The organism is Actinomycetospora sp. CA-084318 (genome assembly GCF_050955885.1).
GTDB lineage: Bacteria > Actinomycetota > Actinomycetes > Mycobacteriales > Pseudonocardiaceae > Actinomycetospora.
This window is the reverse complement of sequence record NZ_CP192098.1, coordinates 1,820,806-1,837,214: the sequence shown is the minus strand read 5'-3', so window position 1 is coordinate 1,837,214 and position 16,409 is coordinate 1,820,806. Positions and strand designations below refer to the sequence as shown.

Below are 16,409 nucleotides of genomic sequence, written 5' to 3'. Positions count from 1 at the left end.
CGGACCGTTCGCGGACCTCGTCCGGGTCCTCCGATCCCACCGGCTCGGCCGACGTGAGCCTGCGGAGCTCAGACAACCCGACTCTCCTCACAGGCGGTGGCCACGGCCGCTCGTCGACCGACCAGTTCGTCGATCGCCAGGTCGAGTCGACTCCAGAGGTCACCGCCGACGTCGGTCCGCTCCACGGCGAGACGCTGATACAGCTCCTCGACCGAACCCACGCCGTTGACGACCTCGACGACGGCCTCGCAGACCTGACGGTGGAGATCGTCCTGAGGCTCGATCACGGTTCCGTCGTCCGCCTCGACGATCTCGGAGGCCGCGGCACGGAGCAGCGACGAGACCGCGAGGCGCGCCACGTCGCTGCCGAGCAGGTCCCTGAGCCGGCGACGTTCGAGCTTGGCCGAGTCGGCGTGCAGCAGGTCCTTGAAGCCTGGGAGTGCGGAGTTGAGGAGAAGGGCGGGCACCGCACCGATCCCGGTCTCCATGACCGCAGAGGCCTGGGGGGCGCCTCGCACGACGTCGGGCGCGCCCTCCGCGGTGAAGTCCAGCCAGGTCATCGCGAACGGCAGACCGCTCGGCGGACGAGGAGCCGTCCCGATCTCGGAGACCACGGTCCACGGCGCGGCACGCCCGACGACCCGCCGACGACCTCGGTACGACGCCGCTGCGTCCACCGTCAGCAGGGCGTTCCGGGCGATCTCGTCCCGGTGGAGCTCGAGGCGCCCCTCCCCTGGCAGGCCCGACAGCACGAAGGGCACGCGTGTAGCAGCGTCCCGGGAGGCCGCCACGGCGTAGCACACGAGGTCCTCAAAGACGGAGAGGTCCTCGTCCGTCGTAGCCACCACTTGACAACTGAACCGTTGCCACGATTCGTCCTCGGGGAGGACGACCCGGAGATGGTTTGGCTCAACGGCGATCCGCCGGGACTCCGCGCCGTCGAGGCGGAGCTCCCGGAGCTCGACCTGAGGGGCCTCGGCGAGGGTCGGCCAGGCATAGCGGACGCTCACGTTCCCGCTCCCGACACGGCCATAGGGGCCGTCCCGCGCAGGACGACGTCGATTCCTGTCTCTCCCGCCGGTACGGGCAGGCGGTCGGTGCTGACCGCCCGGAGCCGCACGGTCGTCGACCGGCGGCCACCGATCCGAGGAAGGTGGAGGAAGCCGTCGACGATCCGGGCGTCCTCGGTCAACGACTCGAGGTAGTCCCACGGGACGACCTGGTTCGAACCATCGAGTCCGACGAGCGCGAGCGCAGGACGCATCACCCAACCCTCCGGCCTGTTCCGCGCTCGGATTTCGAACGTGACGTGCCAGCGACCGTCCTCGACGGCCCACGCCTTGATGTCCACCTCCGGCTTCTTCGAGGTCGTACCGATCCCGCCCGAACCCGTGGTGCCTCGGAGGAACTCGAGGTTCTTGAGCACGGCCCGCGGTGGTTTCTCGGTGTCGCTCGTCCGGGCGCCGAAGAGCTGCACGAGGGCGGTCATCACGTTGTCCTGGATCGACCGCAGGTTGGGCAGCCACGGTGCGACGTAATGCGCTCCGAGGTTCGCCTGCGACGCGCCGCGACCGGGGATCCAACGGTCGTGTGCGGGAGGTTCGGCGTACCGCAGGAAGTCGTCGGCCCTGACCTCCTCGTCGGTCGGGTTCGAGGGCCGAACCGCCGCACCGGCGACCAGGAACGCGTGGTACGTCCTGCCCTCGAACGTCCGTGGGAGCTTCTGCACCACCATCTCGGGGCGCCTGAAGAGACAGACCTGGTTCTCGAGCGTGTCCTTCTGGGCATCGGACATCGTCACGACGAGCTTGGCGGTGTGCTGGAACCTGCCGTGCTTGTTGCCGGTGCGTCGCCTGGAGATGTCCACGGGAATGTCACGCACGACCACCGAGTACGGCTCCCCGAGGCTCTCGTCGACGTCCCCGCGATCGAACCTGCGCAGCGCCCGAACCAGTTCGGTGAACGTCTCCTCCGGGTCGACGATCTCCTCGAGGATCTGGGTGCCGTCGTCGACCTCGATGCGGACGCGGAGGCCCCCGCGGGTGAGCAGCGGCCAGAAGTTCTCCTCCACACCGTTGCGCAGCTCCTTGGCGAGATCGTGCAGCTCGGCGAGCTCGTTCGTGTACAGGAGCTTCTCGGGCCGATCCGGATCGTGGAAACCGACGAGAAGGGCAGAGGTTCCCGGTCGCGGGTCGGTCCGGCCGAGGTGGAGCGCCTCGGCGAGGCGGTCGTCGTTCCAGGACGAGACGACGTTGCCGTCGTCGTCGAGACCCCCGAAGCACCCACGACCCTGATAGCCCTGTGTCCCGACGCGGTGGACGACGCCCTGGTTGACCCCGAAGAGCCGGGTCCGTGGCCTGTCGCCCGGCTCGGCCGGCAGGGACGAGTTGAAGACGACCGTCTGGATTCTGGAGAAGCGCCAGTAGACGGCCTTGCCCAGGCCGAAGGACCCGCCCGCTCCCTCGTCCTTCCCGCTGAAGAGGTCCAACCGGCAGAGCTTGATGAAGTCGCCGTAGGCGGCGGGATCACCGACGGTCAGCTCGGGTCCACCCAGTCCGCGACAGCCGTAGTCGGCGATGCGCAGCAGCGTCAACGAGGGCGCGTTCCGCATCGCCTCGAGATTCGCCTGGATCTGACCTGCGGTCACGGCGCCGACCGCGGCAGAGCCCATCGCCTGCAGGTGGGGCTCCAGCTGGTCCCAGCCCAGGGCCTCCTCGAACCGACGTCGCCGCTCACCCGTGAGACGGATCAGCGTGTAGACCAGCTCGGCGGGCTCATCGGTACGCCTCGCGTCGTTCGAGTTCTGGGCGGTCTCCCTCGCCAGGGACTCGAGCCCTGCGTTCAGCGTCCACTGGTTGGCGTTCCCGTAGTTCCCGTACGTGGGGCTCTGAGGCTCCCACTTCCAGACAGCGACCACGCTGTGTATGACCCCCTCGACCCGACCCGCCCCGCGGGGCCCGGAGAGTACTTGAGGATCTCCCCCGAAGCGATCTCCCTCACAGGGCGCGACATCGTTCCGTACACGGACGTCCGTTACTCCGGATCGATCATGCTCTGTGGGGCCCACTCGTTCGTCCTGTTCCCGTGTACCGGACGAACGGATGGGGGCACGAAGCTACGATCCGCCCCCGTGGCCCCGGAGCAGCCTCTGCCGGACGCTCGCCTCGTCGACCTCTTCGCCGGGCCGGGCGGCCTTGACGTTGCAGCAACCTGGCTCGGGATCCACTCGGTAGGTGTCGAGTGGGACGACGATGCCTGCGCGACACGCGCTGCGGCCGGCCTGCGAACGGAGCACGCAGATGTCCGCAAGCTGGGACCGTCGGACTTCCCGACCGCCACCATCCTGACGGCCGGGCCACCGTGCCAGACCTTCACCGTGGCCGGCTCGGGCAACGGACGACGCGCCCTGCAGCAGGTGGTCGGCCTCATGCATCGCATGGATCAGGGCTCGGACGTCATCAATGACGTCGCAGCACTCGACGATGAGCGCACCGGCCTCGTGCTCCAACCACTCCGGTGGATCCTGGAAGCGGAGGCGGCCGGCCGGCCTTATGAGGCCATCGTTCTGGAGCAGGTACCTGCTGTCCTTCCCCTGTGGAACGAGCTCGCACGGGTGCTCCGACGCCATCACTACCGCACGGCGGTCGACGTTCTCCGCACAGAGGAGTTCGGCGTGCCCCAGACACGTCGTCGCGCAGTCCTGTTGGCGCACCGCGACCATCAACCCCTGCTGCCAGAGCCGACCCACCGCGTCTATCGCAAGGGCGTCGCCCGCTCGGCCGGGAACGTCGACCTGCTTCCCTGGACGACCATCGGCGAGACGATCAAGCGCCGGGGCCACTTCGTCGCGGTCTCCAATTACGGGACCGGCGGGGACCCGAGCGCGCGAGGCCGACGCACCTCGAAGCAACCTGCCGCGACGATCACCGGGAAGATCGATCGGACCAGGCTCGAGGGCCCAGGAATCACGGAGTCCCGCTCCAGACTGACCATCCAGGAGGCCGGGAGGCTCCAGACCTTCCCGGCCCGCTACCCCTGGTCGGGTCGACGCCAGAGCCAGCAGGTCGGCAACGCGATACCCCCCCGGCTCGGCGCACATGTGCTGGCGGCGGTGCTGGACAGAGTGCCGCCCGACGGAATGCTCGACAACCTCGTCCGGGAGAAGTGGAGCCCGGAGGTCCGGGAGGCCAATTTCGATCGTCTCCTGCCACGGGCCCAGGCACTATCACGCAGCCAGGAGCTCGAGCCGATGTTGTTCAACTTCTGATCGGGCTCCCGGTCGTCTTGTGGAACCGGTCCCCGCTAGGCCGGTCAGAGCAGAGGGGAAGCCGTGGAGATCACGGATGGTGCGATCGAGGTCGCGTTGCGCTGGTACTTCGAAGAGCGCGGCAGGAGCGACTGGGGCCTGTCCGAGGACCAGTGGCGAACGATCACCCGTCAGATGCGTGACGTCCTCGAGGCCGCAGCTCCACGGCCCGAGGGCCTTCTGTTCTATCGAGGCCTGGTCGAGCAGACGGACCTCCGTGATCATCCCGCCTGGAACCTCCTCGTCGCGGAGTTCCTGCTGCTCCTGGTCAAAGCCTGCGTCGACAGCGGCCTTCCCCTGCTGACGGCCCTGGTCTACGGGAAGGCGAGCAACGAGCCGGGCCCGGGGTTCTACGACGCCGCCCGACACTTCGGACTCCTGTCACCCAGCCGGTCGGACGACGAGTTCTGGTTCAGTCAGATCGCGGAGGTCCGGGTCCGTTGGCGTCAGGGGACGAGCCTCGGCCTGCGCCGTCCGTGAGCCAGGTGTGAGGCGGTGCGACGACCCTGCACGCACCCCCAAGCGGTCGACGCGTAGATCTGGTCGCCCGATTAGGGTTCACTCCTCCAAGTGATCCAGAGCGCCGGGGGGCGAGGGCTTGACGGTCGACGCGGCATTCGCAGCGGGGAGCGCGATCGTGGTCCGGGACGAGGAGTGGATTGTCTCGAGCTGCGAGCGGGTCGGTAAAGGCTGGCGCGTCCGGTGCACCCACAGCACCGAGCTGGTCCGCCGCACCGCGAGCACCTTCTCCGCGCCACCCGAGGTCGACGACGTCCCGAAGGCGCTGGAGGAGGACGAGGGCTGATGGGCGTCATCATGTCCAAGGAGTTCCACAAGGACCTCGAGCTCGACGGCTCGATCAAGGCCAAGGCGTGGGACTTCCTCGGCAAACTCACAGCGAACGCGGACCTGACCGGGCTCGATCTCAAGAAGCCGAAGAACCCGGCCGACCCGCGGGTCCGTACCGCACGGGTGGACCCGCAGTACCGTGCGGTGCTCTTCGCCGTCGGAGAGAAGCCCGAGCCGATGTGGCTGCTCGCCGCCGTAAAGAATCACGACGAGGCCTACGAGCTCGCGGGCACGCTCGTCTACGAGGTCAACCCGGCCAACGGCGCCACCGAGCTCTACCGACCCGCCGCCATCTCGAAGAAGGTCGGTGACTTCAAGACTCGCCCGGTCAGGACGGACTCCCCGCAGGTCCTTCCCTTCACCCCGGACGAGCTGATCGGGGTCGGCATCAACGCCGAGGTCGCGGCCGAGGCGGTGCGGTTGACCACCGAGGACGACATCCTCGAACTCGCCGGCGATCTCCCTGCCTGGCAGCAGCAGGTCCTTCTCGACCTCGCCACCGGCTCGTCCCTCGACGACGTCCGGGCGACGTACGGCAACGACGAGCCGGCCGACGTCGAGGACCCTCTGGCCGCGGTCCAGCGTGCCGCCAGCCGCATGGAGTTCGTCTACCTCGACAACGACGACGAGCTGCGCCGCATGCTGGAGGGCGACTTCGTAGCATGGCGGACCTACCTGCACCCCACTCAGCGGTCGATCGCCTACCGCGAGAATTACAACGGGCCGTTCCGTCTCGCGGGTGGCGCGGGTACGGGCAAGACCGTCGTGGCACTTCACCGGGCGGCTTTCCTCGCCGCACGCGGCCGTGTCCTGCTCTGCACCTTCACCCGCAACCTGGCAGCAAACCTGCGCGTCGATCTCCGCAGCCTGGTCACGGCCGACGCGGCCGCGCGCGCGGACGTCAGCGGGGTAGACCAGCTGGTCCGCCGGGTCGTCGAGGCCGTCGACGGACAGGCCGGGCAGCCGCTGAACGGTCGGGAGGAGGACCAGCGCTGGGAGGAGGCCGTGTACGCGGGAGGAGTCCCTGCCGACCTTATCCCGCAGCTGACAGCGTCGTTCCTCGCGAGCGAGTACCGGACGGTCGTCCTCGCCCAACCCGAGCCGACGAAGCAGGCCTACCTCAAGGCTCGTCGGACGGGACGCGGGGTGCGTCTGAACCGGGTGCAGCGCACCGCGGTCTGGCGGGTCTTCGAGGCCTTCGAACGCGGTGTCGAGGCCGAGGGGCGGACGACCTACGACCTGCTGGCGAGTCGGGCCGCCACGATCCTGGCGGACAGTGAGCTGCGGGAGAAGGCGCCGCGGTACGACCACGTGGTGGTCGACGAGGGCCAGGACCTGCACGCCGGACATTGGCGCATCCTCCGCGGTCTGGTCGAGCCCGGTCCCAACGACATGTTCCTCTGCGAGGACGGCCACCAGCGCATCTACGGAGAGCGCATCGTGCTCGGTCACTTCGGTATCGAGACGCGGGGGCGCTCACGACGCCTCACCCTGAACTACCGCACCACGCGGCAGAATCTCCGCTTCGCCATGTCCGTGATCGACGGCGAGCCGTTCGTCGACCTTGACGGCGACATGGAAACCACCGTTGGATATCACTCCTCCTTCGACGGCCCCCCACCAAAGACGCACGGATTCGTCAACGACGCGGAGGAGATGCGCTTTGTCTCAGAGACCGTCCGGGATTGGCTCCACGAGGGGCTCGAGGCCAACGCTATTGCTGTGCTATCACGACGGAGTCAGGAGCGGGATCAAGCTTATAGGGCTCTCAGGGACGCTGGCGTCGACGTCGAGGTGGTCGACCGCGGAGGACCTGGTGGGGGCAGTGGGGTGCAACTCATGACGATGCACCGCTCGAAGGGCTCTGAATTCTCTCGCGTACTCGTGGTAGGTGCGCGGGACGGAGTGCTTCCGCTCGAATGGCTTATGGCGAGCTCTCCCGAATCCGAGCGTGCGCTTGCACGAGCACGAGAGAGGTCGCTGCTCTATGTAGCCTGCAGCCGCGCACGGGATCAACTCGTGGTCACGTGGTCAGGCGCAGCGAGCAATTTTATTCGGCGGATGGAGCGTAATTAGCTCCGCCGCGTAGAGTCCCCACGAATACATCTTTCAATTGAGTCAATTAAATTACGGCCACCCAAGAGTCGAACACAGACACGATAAGATCGGGAGTTAGAGTTGACCGCCGACGAGGAGACGGAGATGCTCGCAAGCGTCTTCGAAGAACGCGCGGAGTACCTAACGCGAGCCGAGCTCACCAGCTGGACTGCAACTACTGATCGCGATAAGGCGATCTTGTCAGAACTGCGAGGACCGGGAGCAAAGCTCCTAAGCGGACCCCGTGGCTGTGGAAAATCAACGCTTTTGCGACAGGCCTATTTCGAGGTGCAAGAGGCCGGCAAGGACGTTCCAGTTTATGTCAACTATAGCAAGTCCCTCGCTCTTGAGCCGCTCTTTCACAAAGCTGCGAACGCCCTTGTCCTATTTAGACAATGGGTCCTTATCAAAATTATCCTTGGCTACGGTGAGTTCGTAGAATCATCCGGGCTCCAAATTCCTGAGTCACTCACCCCCCTCCTGCAAGAGGGTCATCGATTCGTACAGGAGTTGGAGACAGGAGCAGCAGGCGATCCACCAGAGAGGATGCTGGGTCCGACCGAGCTAGTCAGGCTCCTTGAAGCCTGGACCAGAGAATTTGCAAGACGTCGTTGCATCCTTTTGCTCGACGATGCAGCGCACGCCTTCTCCCCGGAACAGCAGCGGGAGTTTTTCGAGATCTTCCGCGAGCTTCGATCACGAATTGTTTCAGCCAAGGCAGCCGTCTATCCTGGAATCACAAGCTACTCTCCGAACTTCCACGTGGGTCATGAAGCCCGGATTGTGGAAGCGTGGTATCAACCAAACGAAGAGAATTACTTGGCTACGATGCGCGAAATCGTTGATCGCAGACTCCCGGAGGGCTTCAAGAAGAGACTGCAAGGTCGCGAGGAACTTGTAGACTATTTAGCCCTAGCGGCTTTCGGGATCCCGCGCGGATTCTTGGTCATGCTCTCGAATCTGCTAGGTGTAGAAGAGGAGGACGTCCAAGCTCCAACTCGCGCGCGAGCCGAGGCCGCAGTTCGAGACCATGCCGCGTCCGTGAGAGAGTTATTCGAGAGCTTGTCAGGCAAACTTCCACGCTACAAAAACTTCGTGCAACTCGGAGTCGAGCTGACTAACGAATCTCTCGGTGCAGTTCAGAAATATAACGCTACCACGTCGGGAGACAAGAAGGCCGTCACTATTGCATTCCCAAGTCCTGTGAGCCAGGACCTCGAACGGATGCTCTCGATGCTCGAGTATGCGGGCGTTATGCGAGACGCATCAACGGTCTCACGTGGCGTCAAGGGCGTCTTCCAGCGATATGATATTCACTATAGCCTAATTATTGAGGCCAATAGCCTCAGCCTGGGCCGCAGTTTCAGCACAAATTCAATTGTGTCGTCACTCAGTCAAAGAAGCGGCCATGCCTTCGTGCGAACGACGCCAGAACGACTCCTGGGAAAGTCCTACGAGAAGCGTTGCACACTAGATCTTGCCCCTTGTCAGAATTGTGGGACCCCACGTCTTTTCGAGGGGGCAAAGTTCTGCATGAACTGTGGCCGCGAATTGAGCACCGTTTCTGTCTATGATGAACTGCTTAAGTCTCCGATTGAAAGACTCCCACTTACAAAAAATAAGCTTGCAAGCTTGACCAATCATACCGCAATCAAAACTGTAAACGATATTCTTCTTGACGAGGACAACACACAGCTGAGAAAGGCACCTCGCGTGGGTCCAGTGTGGTCGAAGCGCATCAAGCGTTACGCCGAAGAGTTCGTGAGCGTGTAGATCATGCCCGAAGCGGAGACCTGGGAGATTGTCAACGCGCCCGCAACCACGATGAACCTAGATTGCTCTTCTGCGTGCACTCGACACTCGTCATCTGTCAGCCCAATCGATGCGTTAATCGAGGACGTTCGATCCACTTTGGTTTTGGGTCAGCCGGAGGACCTATCGTCTAACGAGAGTTTAGGGAGACTTCTCATCCTGAGCTTGGTTACGTCGGTCGAGGGCTACTTCCGCGAACTCCTCTTCCAACTAACTCGTGTGTGCCCGATAGCCGCCGACAAAATCGCCGACGACGAAATCCCTCTCGGCGCTCTTTCCTTCTACGGAACACACGATGCCGCCCGGGGACTCTTCGAGCGGGTCAGCTTCTCTTCGGCGGGAGAAATCCGCCGACAGACAAAAGCTGTTGCCGGGGTCTCTTGGAAGGAATCTGATTCGCTTGGCGTAGCGATCGAGAACTTTGACAAGGTTTGTCACATGCGCCACGCGGCCGTGCACTCGAAGGGTCTTCTAAGCCGAGGAAATGCACGGGCACTAGGAGTGCAGGACGCTGGACGCGTCCAATTGTCTATCAAGGTGTCCCACCTGCAAGATGCCGCCTCGGTTTGCCTAAGTCTGGTGCGCGAATATAATCAAACGGTATACAGAGCAACTATTGGCCGTTGGCGGGACCAGCAAATTCTGTGCGGCGACTGGAAGAAGGATAAGGAGAATTTTGAAGCCGTCTATCGCTTGTTCCGCAGTCGAGAGGACGGAATCGGGCCCGATAGGCCCTACATCGTCTATAGATCGCTACAGGAGTCGCTGAGAAGGAGGGCACTAGCGCGAGCCTAGCCCCTTCGGGGTCGGCTGCGGCAGCTCAGCCGGCGGGACCGGGTCCGAACCCGTCGAGTGGTGCGTCCACGCCGTCTGGAATGTACTCACGATGATCGCCGCACTCGGCGAGAAGCCCCTCCATCGTCGGGAACGGCGGTTGACGGCGTTGCCGCTGGTCGGGGGTCGGGCGAGGCGGCGCGAGCGCGAAGCGCGGCGAGGTGATCAGCGCGATCCTCGACCTGCTCGACGAGCGCGCCGCGGACGAGCAGGACGTCGCGCTGGTGCTGTGGACCGACCGCGACCACGCCGCGGTCCAGCACGTCCGACGCGTCCGTGACGAGAAGCCCCCCGACGAGACGCAGGAGGCGACGGCGGGCGCGCTGGCCGACCGCGCCCGGCGTCGGGAACTCGCGCTCTTCCTCGGCGCCGGGGTGAGCGTGAGCGCCGGACTGCCGCTGTGGAAGGACCTTCTGGGGCTCCTGCTGGAGCGGGCAGGCGTCGTGGCCGAAGAAGCCAAGGCCATCGCCGTTCTCGACCCGCGGGACGCGGCCACGCTCGCCGTCCGGAAGCTCGGTGGAACGGTGCAGCTTGTCGAAGCTTTGAGTGCGGTCCTCCCCCAGCGCCGCTACGGCTTGGCGCACGCGCTGCTCGCGGCGCTACCCGTGGCGCAGACGGTGACCACCAACTACGACCAGCTCTTCGAGACCGCCCGCCGCGACCAGGGGCGACCCGTCGCGGTGCTGCCGTTCGAGGCGCCGGCTCAGGAATGGCTGCTCAAGGTGCACGGCGACCTCGGAACCGGGAAGGGCATCGTCCTGACCCGTGACGACTACCTGCGGTTCGGGGAACGGAGCAGGGCGCTGGCCGGCCTGGTGCAGGGCATGCTGATGACCAAGCACGTCCTCTTCGCCGGCTTCTCCTTCACCGACGAGAACTTCTTCCGCATGGCCCATGCGACGCGGCAGGCGCTCGTCGAGGCCGGGAAGCCGCGCGGGATGGGGACGGCGTTGGAGCTGAGGGGCGACCTCGTCAAGCGGTCGTTGTGGGCCGGGGAGCTCGAATACCTCTCGATGGACGGTGCTGATGACGCCTCCGCGGCGCGGAAGCTCGAGATCTTCTTCGACCGGGTCGTGCAGCTCGCCAGCGACGACGTGTCGTTCCTGCTCGACCCCGTCTACGACTCGCTGAAGTCGGACACCGACCGGAAGCTCGCGGACGAACTGCTCGGTCTGGCCGGCCGGATCGAGGGCGACGGCCAGGCGCGGGCGCAGGTCGACGGGCTGCTCCGGTCGCTGGGGTGGCGGGGCTGATGGCGACCCCGAGCCGGGCGGTCCTCGAGCAGCACCACGCCTGGGTCGCCGGCGACAACGCGTGGCAGCGGGAGGCGCGGCTGCGGCAGGCGCGGTGGCGGGAAGGGCAGGGACTCGACGCTGGGCTCCATCGAGGTGTGCCGCTCGGCTCGCGACTGACCGAGGCCGACGGCCTGCCACCCCGCATGGCTAACTACCTGACGCCGACGATCCGTACGGTCGTGCAGCGCGCGCTCGCCGAGAAGCAGCGCGGCGCATTGTTCAAGGAGGACCGGCTCTGGTGCGACCTGCTCTCCAGCCAGCCCCTGTGCTTCAACCTCTTCGGCGAGCTGGCGGCGGACCTCAAGTTGGCCGCGCAGGTGTTCGAAGTGTGGTGGCCACGGCGGGTCGACGTGGTGGAGTCGATCGCGTTCGAGTGGTCGCCCGGTCGCGGCGACATGAAGTACACGGGCAACAAGAGCGCCTTCGACGTCTTCGTGACCTACCGCGGCCCGCGTGGTCGCGGGTTCGTCGGGATCGAGGTGAAGTACCACGAGGATCTGCGGGGCAGCGCTGTCCGCAACGACTCGCGGTACCGGGAGCTCACCCGCGCCCACGGCCTGGTCGCGGAGTGCGCGATGGCTGAGCTCGAGACCCTGCCGCTCCAGCAACTCTGGTTCGACCACCTGCTCGCGCTCCAGATGCTCGCCGTCGATGACTGGTGGCAGGAGGGCATGTTCGTCGTCCTGTTTCCCGAGGGGAACCGACACTGCTCGGACGCGGTCGCGCGCTATCGAGGGCTCGTGGGTCGGCAGGACACCGTCGACGTCCTCACGCTCGAGAGCGCGATCGGCGGGCTCGGCCAGGCAACTGACGCCGACTGGCTCCGCGCGCTGAGCGATCGATACCTGGGCGAGGCCGGGGCAGTGGCCGGCGGCTGACGCGACGGACCGGTCGAGCCTCGGCGATCCGGGCGGAGCGCCCGCGCGTGTCCCGCCTCCCAATCAGCTCGTACCGGACGCTGGAAAAACACGGAACCGAACGGTCCCTCGCCCAGTCCGTGCGAGTAGAGGACCCGGGAGGTAGCCATGAAGGCGATCATCACGAAGTCGGCGGCGGTGCTTCTCGTCGCGCTCGCGATCACGACGACGTCGGGAGCTGTGGCGGAGGCAGACCCGCGACCCGTCTCCGACGAGGAGTACTTCGGACTGATCCTGCTCGCCCGGGACCAGGACGGGGTCGAGGTGCCGGTTCGCAATGGCGACCTGACGCTCGGCCACGCGAAGGCATGCTGGAAACACAACTTCTGCAGTCTGCGGGCCATGGCGTTGACGATTCAGGGGCGGCAGAACAAGCAGCCGCCGGAAGGACCACGCGTCGTGTACGTCGCGCACGCCGTCGGAGGAGGCTTCGACCTCCGGCTGCGCGTCGTGGTCGACACGAGCACCTTCACGCGCCGTGGCACACCTCCGGACGGCCGCCCTGTCGGCGTGATCACGGCCTACTGCGAGGGGATAGAGCGGTGCCCCGACGAGCTGAATCGCGCGTGACGCCGCCTTCTATGGTGTCGTCCGTGCACCTTGTGGCCGTCCTGCCTGCGTGGATGCTGGCCGACGGCGATTTCGGCGGTCTCGTCGTCGGGGGCACGGCTGAGTTCGGGTTCGCGGTGGAGCCGGCGCACATCGACCTCGGCGCGGACATGGCTGGCATCGTTCAGGTCGGAGACGCCGTGCCCACGACCACGGTGTCGGGCACCGTGCTGGCTCCCTCCCCCGAGGCGCCCCTCGTGATCGACGCCGGGTGGGTGAAGCCGATCGTGACCGCCCTGGACGCCAGCCACCGGGGCACCATCTCCGTGCGGGGCCGCCTCGTCGTAGAACCACAGCTCTGGGCGACGGACGGCGTCCTGTGGCCCCTGGTTCCGGACGGGGTCAGGCTGTGGTCCGTCGATCGAATCCGGGCAGTGACCGCCGAGGTGGTCGATCTGGCGGCCAGCCCGCCCGTGAGCGCCGTCGATCACGACGCCGTCTATCTCCTCGACCTCAACAGGCCCCAGCCCGCTCGACGGTCGGTCGACGGGACGTGACTGACACTGCCGCGCGCGATGAGAGGCATGCGACGGCGACCCACGTACGCTATGTAAGCACCACTGCGGAGGCGGGCGTGTCCAAAGTCCACTGCGACAGCTACTCCGAGGCTCGCGCGCACCTCAAGGACCTCCTCGACGCCGCCGAGCGGGGTCGGCTCGCGACCGTGCGTCGCAACGCAGCGACCGCGGCGGTCGTCGACGTCGAACGGTTGCGGCACTTCCTCGCCACGCGAGGCCCGGCTCGAGCACAGGTGGTTCCCGAGGCCGGCGGCTGGTCGGTGTTCCTCCCGGGGCTGCCCATCGCGGCGGATGGCGCGAGCTTCGACGAGGCGATCGACGAGATGGTGGGGGCGTTGCGGGACTACGCCGCGGACTCGCAGGACCGCCTCCTCCACGCGCCCAACCACCGCGAGCAGTGGGGCCTCGTCCAGATGATCGGCCTCAGCAGTGACGATCAGCTACGAAGCTGGCTGACCGGTCCGTCGTCGTGACCCTCCCGGCGCCGACCCGACAGGATCGCGGACGGTTTCTGTCGAGCCGAGGGCTGGCGGCCGGTCCGTGATGCGCGCGGACGCACCGGGACGCACCACGTCACCTACGAACTCGCGCTCCCCGACGGGCGCGTCCTCCGTACGCGGGTCTCCCATCCGCCGGACCGCTAGACGTACGGCAAGGCTCTGTGGACGCACATCCTGCGTGACGAGCTCGACGTCGACGAAGCGACCTTCTGGTCGTGCGTTCAGCGTGGCGAACCGCCTGACCGCGGGGTGCGTTCAGCACCCGACAGCGCCCTCCCCGCGCAGGTCGTCGCTCTCCTCTTCTCTCGCGTCGGGCTTGACGAGAGCGAGGTCAAGGCCATGAGCAAGGAGGGAGCGATAGCCCGCCTCCACCAGTTCTGGACCGAGGGCCACTGAAGCCTGGACGATCAGCGTCGTCCGAGGACCGCTCGGGTGCCGCGGACGCCCGCCCTGCTCCCCGTGCAGAACCGTCACGTTCGACCTGACGGCAGACGTACGGAGCGCAGTTCGTTGTACGCGGAGGTGGTCCCATGAAGACGATGTCCTACTCGGAGAGTCGCGCGCGGTACGCCGAGGTCCTCAATTCCGCCGTCGATGATCGCGAAGAGGTCGTGATCACCCGCGCAGGGCACGACCCCGTCGTGATCGTGGCGCTCGACGAGTACGAGTCGCTGAAGGAGAGCGCCTACCTCCTGCGCAGCCCTGAGAACGCTCGCCGGCTGCTAGCCTCCATCGATCGCCTGGAGAACGGAGCCGGCGCGACCCATGAACTGGTCGATCCCGAACCGTGAAACTGGTTTGGGACGAGAGGCCCGGGCCTACTACCTCTGGTGGCAGGTCCAGGACCGCATGGTGCTCAAGCGGATCAACGTGCTGATCATTGACATCGTGCGAGACGGCAACGAGGGCATCGGTGACCTGAGCCGCTCAAGCATGGCTTCTGCGGCTACTGGTCGCGGTGCATCACTGATGAGCACCACCTCGTCTACAACGTCGTCGAGGACGAGATGCGCATCGACGCCTGCCGATACCACTACGACGCTGAGGGACGTGCACCCGGACGCGGCGCTCCGTGCCGTGACCGCAGTTGGACGTGCTGGTCAACGGCGCCTGAACTCGGACCCCTGGCGACGGCATCAACGGATTCCTCGCGGTTGTCGATCAAGCTGGTCGTCGGTCTTGCTGGCCGCGGGGACGCGGCCGAGGTCGCGGTCCTCGAGCCGGTAGCCGCTGCGGTCGGATAAGGCGAGAGGCGGGCCGGAACCGTTGGCGGGCGCGACCCTTGTCGCTCGTCCACGCGGACCAACGTGGCCTGGCATGGGAGACAGATGTTCAAGGGGTAGCCGCGACGCCGAAGAAAGATGGAACCGATCGGGCCCGGCCGCAGTCCAAGCCCACGAAGAGCTCTGCCACTCGTCGTCAGGAGCCGGCCGTGACCACCCGCCTGCGCGTTCTCCTCGTCGCCCTCTTCGTCTGTCTCGTCGGTCCTCTCGTCCCGTCATCAGCGCTCGCACAGTCGGGCGCGCCGCCGTGGGCGGCGTGCGGACGTACCGACCCCGAGAGCAAGCCGGTCAAGACCTATCCCGTCCAGCCTCCCGTCAGCGGACCGTCGCGGACCTATGCGGTGCTGATGTGTGGCAATCGGGCCTTCGGCCAGCGACACATCGCGAACGAGCACGGGAAGCAGTGGTCCGATCTCGCCGTCTACACCGGCGGGCCATGGCAGGGCTTGGCTGACTTCGCCATCCGACAGACGTTGACGATTCCGCAGCCCGGCTACCCCCGCTTCAACCCGGAGCGGAACACCTGGACCTACAAGTCGCCGCTGCAGATCAAGGACCAGGAGGGACAGGTCCGGGTGACCTACTGGGTCGTCGTCGGGGTCGCCGCGCAGGATGGCAAGCTCCTGACCAGCTTCTACAGCCGCGACCCGAGGTGAGGCGAGATGCCCTCCACGGAGGATCAGGTCCTCTACGCCAGGCTCCTCACAGCGATCGGTGAGGGTGGCGTCGTCGAGCGAACAGCGGACGGCGTCGTCATCGACGCGTTCGAGGACCGCAGCCTGATGCAGCTCATGCACCTCCGCGTGACCCCGGCAACCTTCGGACCGCTGTTGCGGTCGACGGCCGGTCGATCGGCGTCCGCCTTCCCCGACGTCGAGCCGCTGGAAGCCGCGTGGCGGTTGTTCCTCGTCCACCTCGACGAGGCGATCCAGACCGCTGCTCCGGGCGAGACGGAACTCGTGCCGACGCCCGACGGGGTCGGGGCGTTCCGCCCCGACCTGACCCGCCTTCCCTCGACGCGTGAGCAGGAAGAGCAGTGGGTCGACCAGCAGCGGTACGACCGGCTGATCCAGCACTTCGCGGATCGAGGCCAGGCAGAAGTGCATCTCGAAGCCCAGACTCTCGTCCTTCGTGAAGTGGACGGCAAGGCACTTCCGCAACCGGTGCGGATACGGCTGCCGTTCGGCGTGCTCTCGGACCGTTTCCGCCGTGCTGCTCATCCAGACGGCGCCGTCGTCGAACTCATCGCCGAGCTGCAGGCGGCGATCGACGCCGGCGGGACCGACCTGGAACTGCGAGCAGACGGATCGGTCGGTGTTCGTGAGCGCTGACGAGGCGGATGTCGGCCGGGAGGTCGTCGGTCACGAGCGGGCGCGACGTGGGGACCGG

17 protein-coding genes are annotated in these 16,409 nt (G+C 66.3%); 15 read left to right on the top strand and 2 right to left on the bottom strand.

The genetic code is table 11. From position 1 onward, the window contains the following. Nucleotides 1–68: 68 nt before the first annotated feature. Nucleotides 69–1,010, bottom strand: a complete 942-nt coding sequence (locus tag ACQPYX_RS09035) for a hypothetical protein (RefSeq protein ID WP_433802561.1) — start codon at nt 1,008–1,010, stop codon at nt 69–71. Then, on the bottom strand, nt 1,007–2,917 hold the full coding sequence (locus ACQPYX_RS09030) for a hypothetical protein (RefSeq protein ID WP_433802560.1): 1,911 nt from the start codon (nt 2,915–2,917) through the stop codon (nt 1,007–1,009). Before ACQPYX_RS09030 ends, ACQPYX_RS09035 begins: the two co-directional genes overlap by 4 nt. Nucleotides 2,918–3,130: 213 nt before the next feature. On the opposite strand from ACQPYX_RS09030, the gene ACQPYX_RS09025 reads away from it, so the two are divergent. The 15 genes from ACQPYX_RS09025 to ACQPYX_RS08955 all read left to right on the top strand — a co-directional run bounded on the left by ACQPYX_RS09025 (nt 3,131) and on the right by ACQPYX_RS08955 (nt 16,351). Then, nucleotides 3,131–4,267: a DNA cytosine methyltransferase gene (locus ACQPYX_RS09025; RefSeq protein ID WP_433802559.1), complete on the top strand. Its 1,137-nt coding sequence runs from the start codon at nt 3,131–3,133 to the stop codon at nt 4,265–4,267. Between the two features lie 63 nt (nt 4,268–4,330). Further along, complete coding sequence (locus tag ACQPYX_RS09020; RefSeq protein WP_433802558.1) at nt 4,331–4,786, top strand: hypothetical protein; 456 nt, start codon at nt 4,331–4,333, stop codon at nt 4,784–4,786. A gap of 157 nt (nt 4,787–4,943) precedes the next feature. Then, nucleotides 4,944–5,111 (top strand): hypothetical protein, encoded by a 168-nt coding sequence (locus ACQPYX_RS09015; RefSeq protein ID WP_433802557.1) that lies wholly within the window; start codon nt 4,944–4,946, stop codon nt 5,109–5,111. After that, complete coding sequence (locus ACQPYX_RS09010; protein WP_433802556.1) at nt 5,111–7,231, top strand: 3'-5' exonuclease; 2,121 nt, start codon at nt 5,111–5,113, stop codon at nt 7,229–7,231. Before ACQPYX_RS09015 ends, ACQPYX_RS09010 begins: the two co-directional genes overlap by 1 nt. A gap of 102 nt (nt 7,232–7,333) precedes the next feature. Beyond that, a complete protein-coding gene (locus ACQPYX_RS09005) occupies nt 7,334–9,025 on the top strand; it encodes a hypothetical protein (RefSeq protein WP_433802555.1) in 1,692 nt (563 codons plus the stop codon). A gap of 3 nt (nt 9,026–9,028) precedes the next feature. Continuing rightward, a complete protein-coding gene (locus tag ACQPYX_RS09000) occupies nt 9,029–9,859 on the top strand; it encodes a hypothetical protein (protein WP_433802554.1) in 831 nt (276 codons plus the stop codon). A gap of 200 nt (nt 9,860–10,059) precedes the next feature. Then, nucleotides 10,060–11,151, top strand: a complete 1,092-nt coding sequence (locus tag ACQPYX_RS08995) for an SIR2 family protein (RefSeq protein WP_433802553.1) — start codon at nt 10,060–10,062, stop codon at nt 11,149–11,151. Next, entirely contained in the window at nt 11,151–12,071 is a 921-nt protein-coding gene (locus tag ACQPYX_RS08990) for a PGN_0703 family putative restriction endonuclease (protein ID WP_433802552.1), read from the top strand. Before ACQPYX_RS08995 ends, ACQPYX_RS08990 begins: the two co-directional genes overlap by 1 nt. A gap of 147 nt (nt 12,072–12,218) precedes the next feature. Continuing rightward, the gene (locus tag ACQPYX_RS08985; RefSeq protein WP_433802551.1) at nt 12,219–12,680 is read left to right on the top strand and encodes a hypothetical protein; all 462 of its coding nucleotides are present in this window, start codon (nt 12,219–12,221) and stop codon (nt 12,678–12,680) included. Between the two features lie 23 nt (nt 12,681–12,703). Then, a complete protein-coding gene (locus ACQPYX_RS08980) occupies nt 12,704–13,216 on the top strand; it encodes a hypothetical protein (RefSeq protein ID WP_433802550.1) in 513 nt (170 codons plus the stop codon). Between the two features lie 77 nt (nt 13,217–13,293). Beyond that, the gene (locus ACQPYX_RS08975; protein WP_433802549.1) at nt 13,294–13,710 is read left to right on the top strand and encodes a prevent-host-death protein; all 417 of its coding nucleotides are present in this window, start codon (nt 13,294–13,296) and stop codon (nt 13,708–13,710) included. Between the two features lie 557 nt (nt 13,711–14,267). Next, a complete protein-coding gene (locus ACQPYX_RS08970) occupies nt 14,268–14,528 on the top strand; it encodes a type II toxin-antitoxin system Phd/YefM family antitoxin (RefSeq protein ID WP_433802548.1) in 261 nt (86 codons plus the stop codon). 171 nt (nt 14,529–14,699) lie between these two features. After that, nucleotides 14,700–14,981 carry a hypothetical protein gene (locus tag ACQPYX_RS08965; protein ID WP_433803697.1) on the top strand — a complete coding sequence of 94 codons (282 nt, stop codon included), beginning with the start codon at nt 14,700–14,702 and terminating at the stop codon, nt 14,979–14,981. Between the two features lie 188 nt (nt 14,982–15,169). Beyond that, nucleotides 15,170–15,676 carry a hypothetical protein gene (locus ACQPYX_RS08960; protein ID WP_433802547.1) on the top strand — a complete coding sequence of 169 codons (507 nt, stop codon included), beginning with the start codon at nt 15,170–15,172 and terminating at the stop codon, nt 15,674–15,676. Between the two features lie 6 nt (nt 15,677–15,682). Next, nucleotides 15,683–16,351, top strand: coding sequence for a hypothetical protein (locus ACQPYX_RS08955; protein ID WP_433802546.1), 669 nt, complete (start codon nt 15,683–15,685; stop codon nt 16,349–16,351). Nucleotides 16,352–16,409 lie beyond the last annotated feature (58 nt).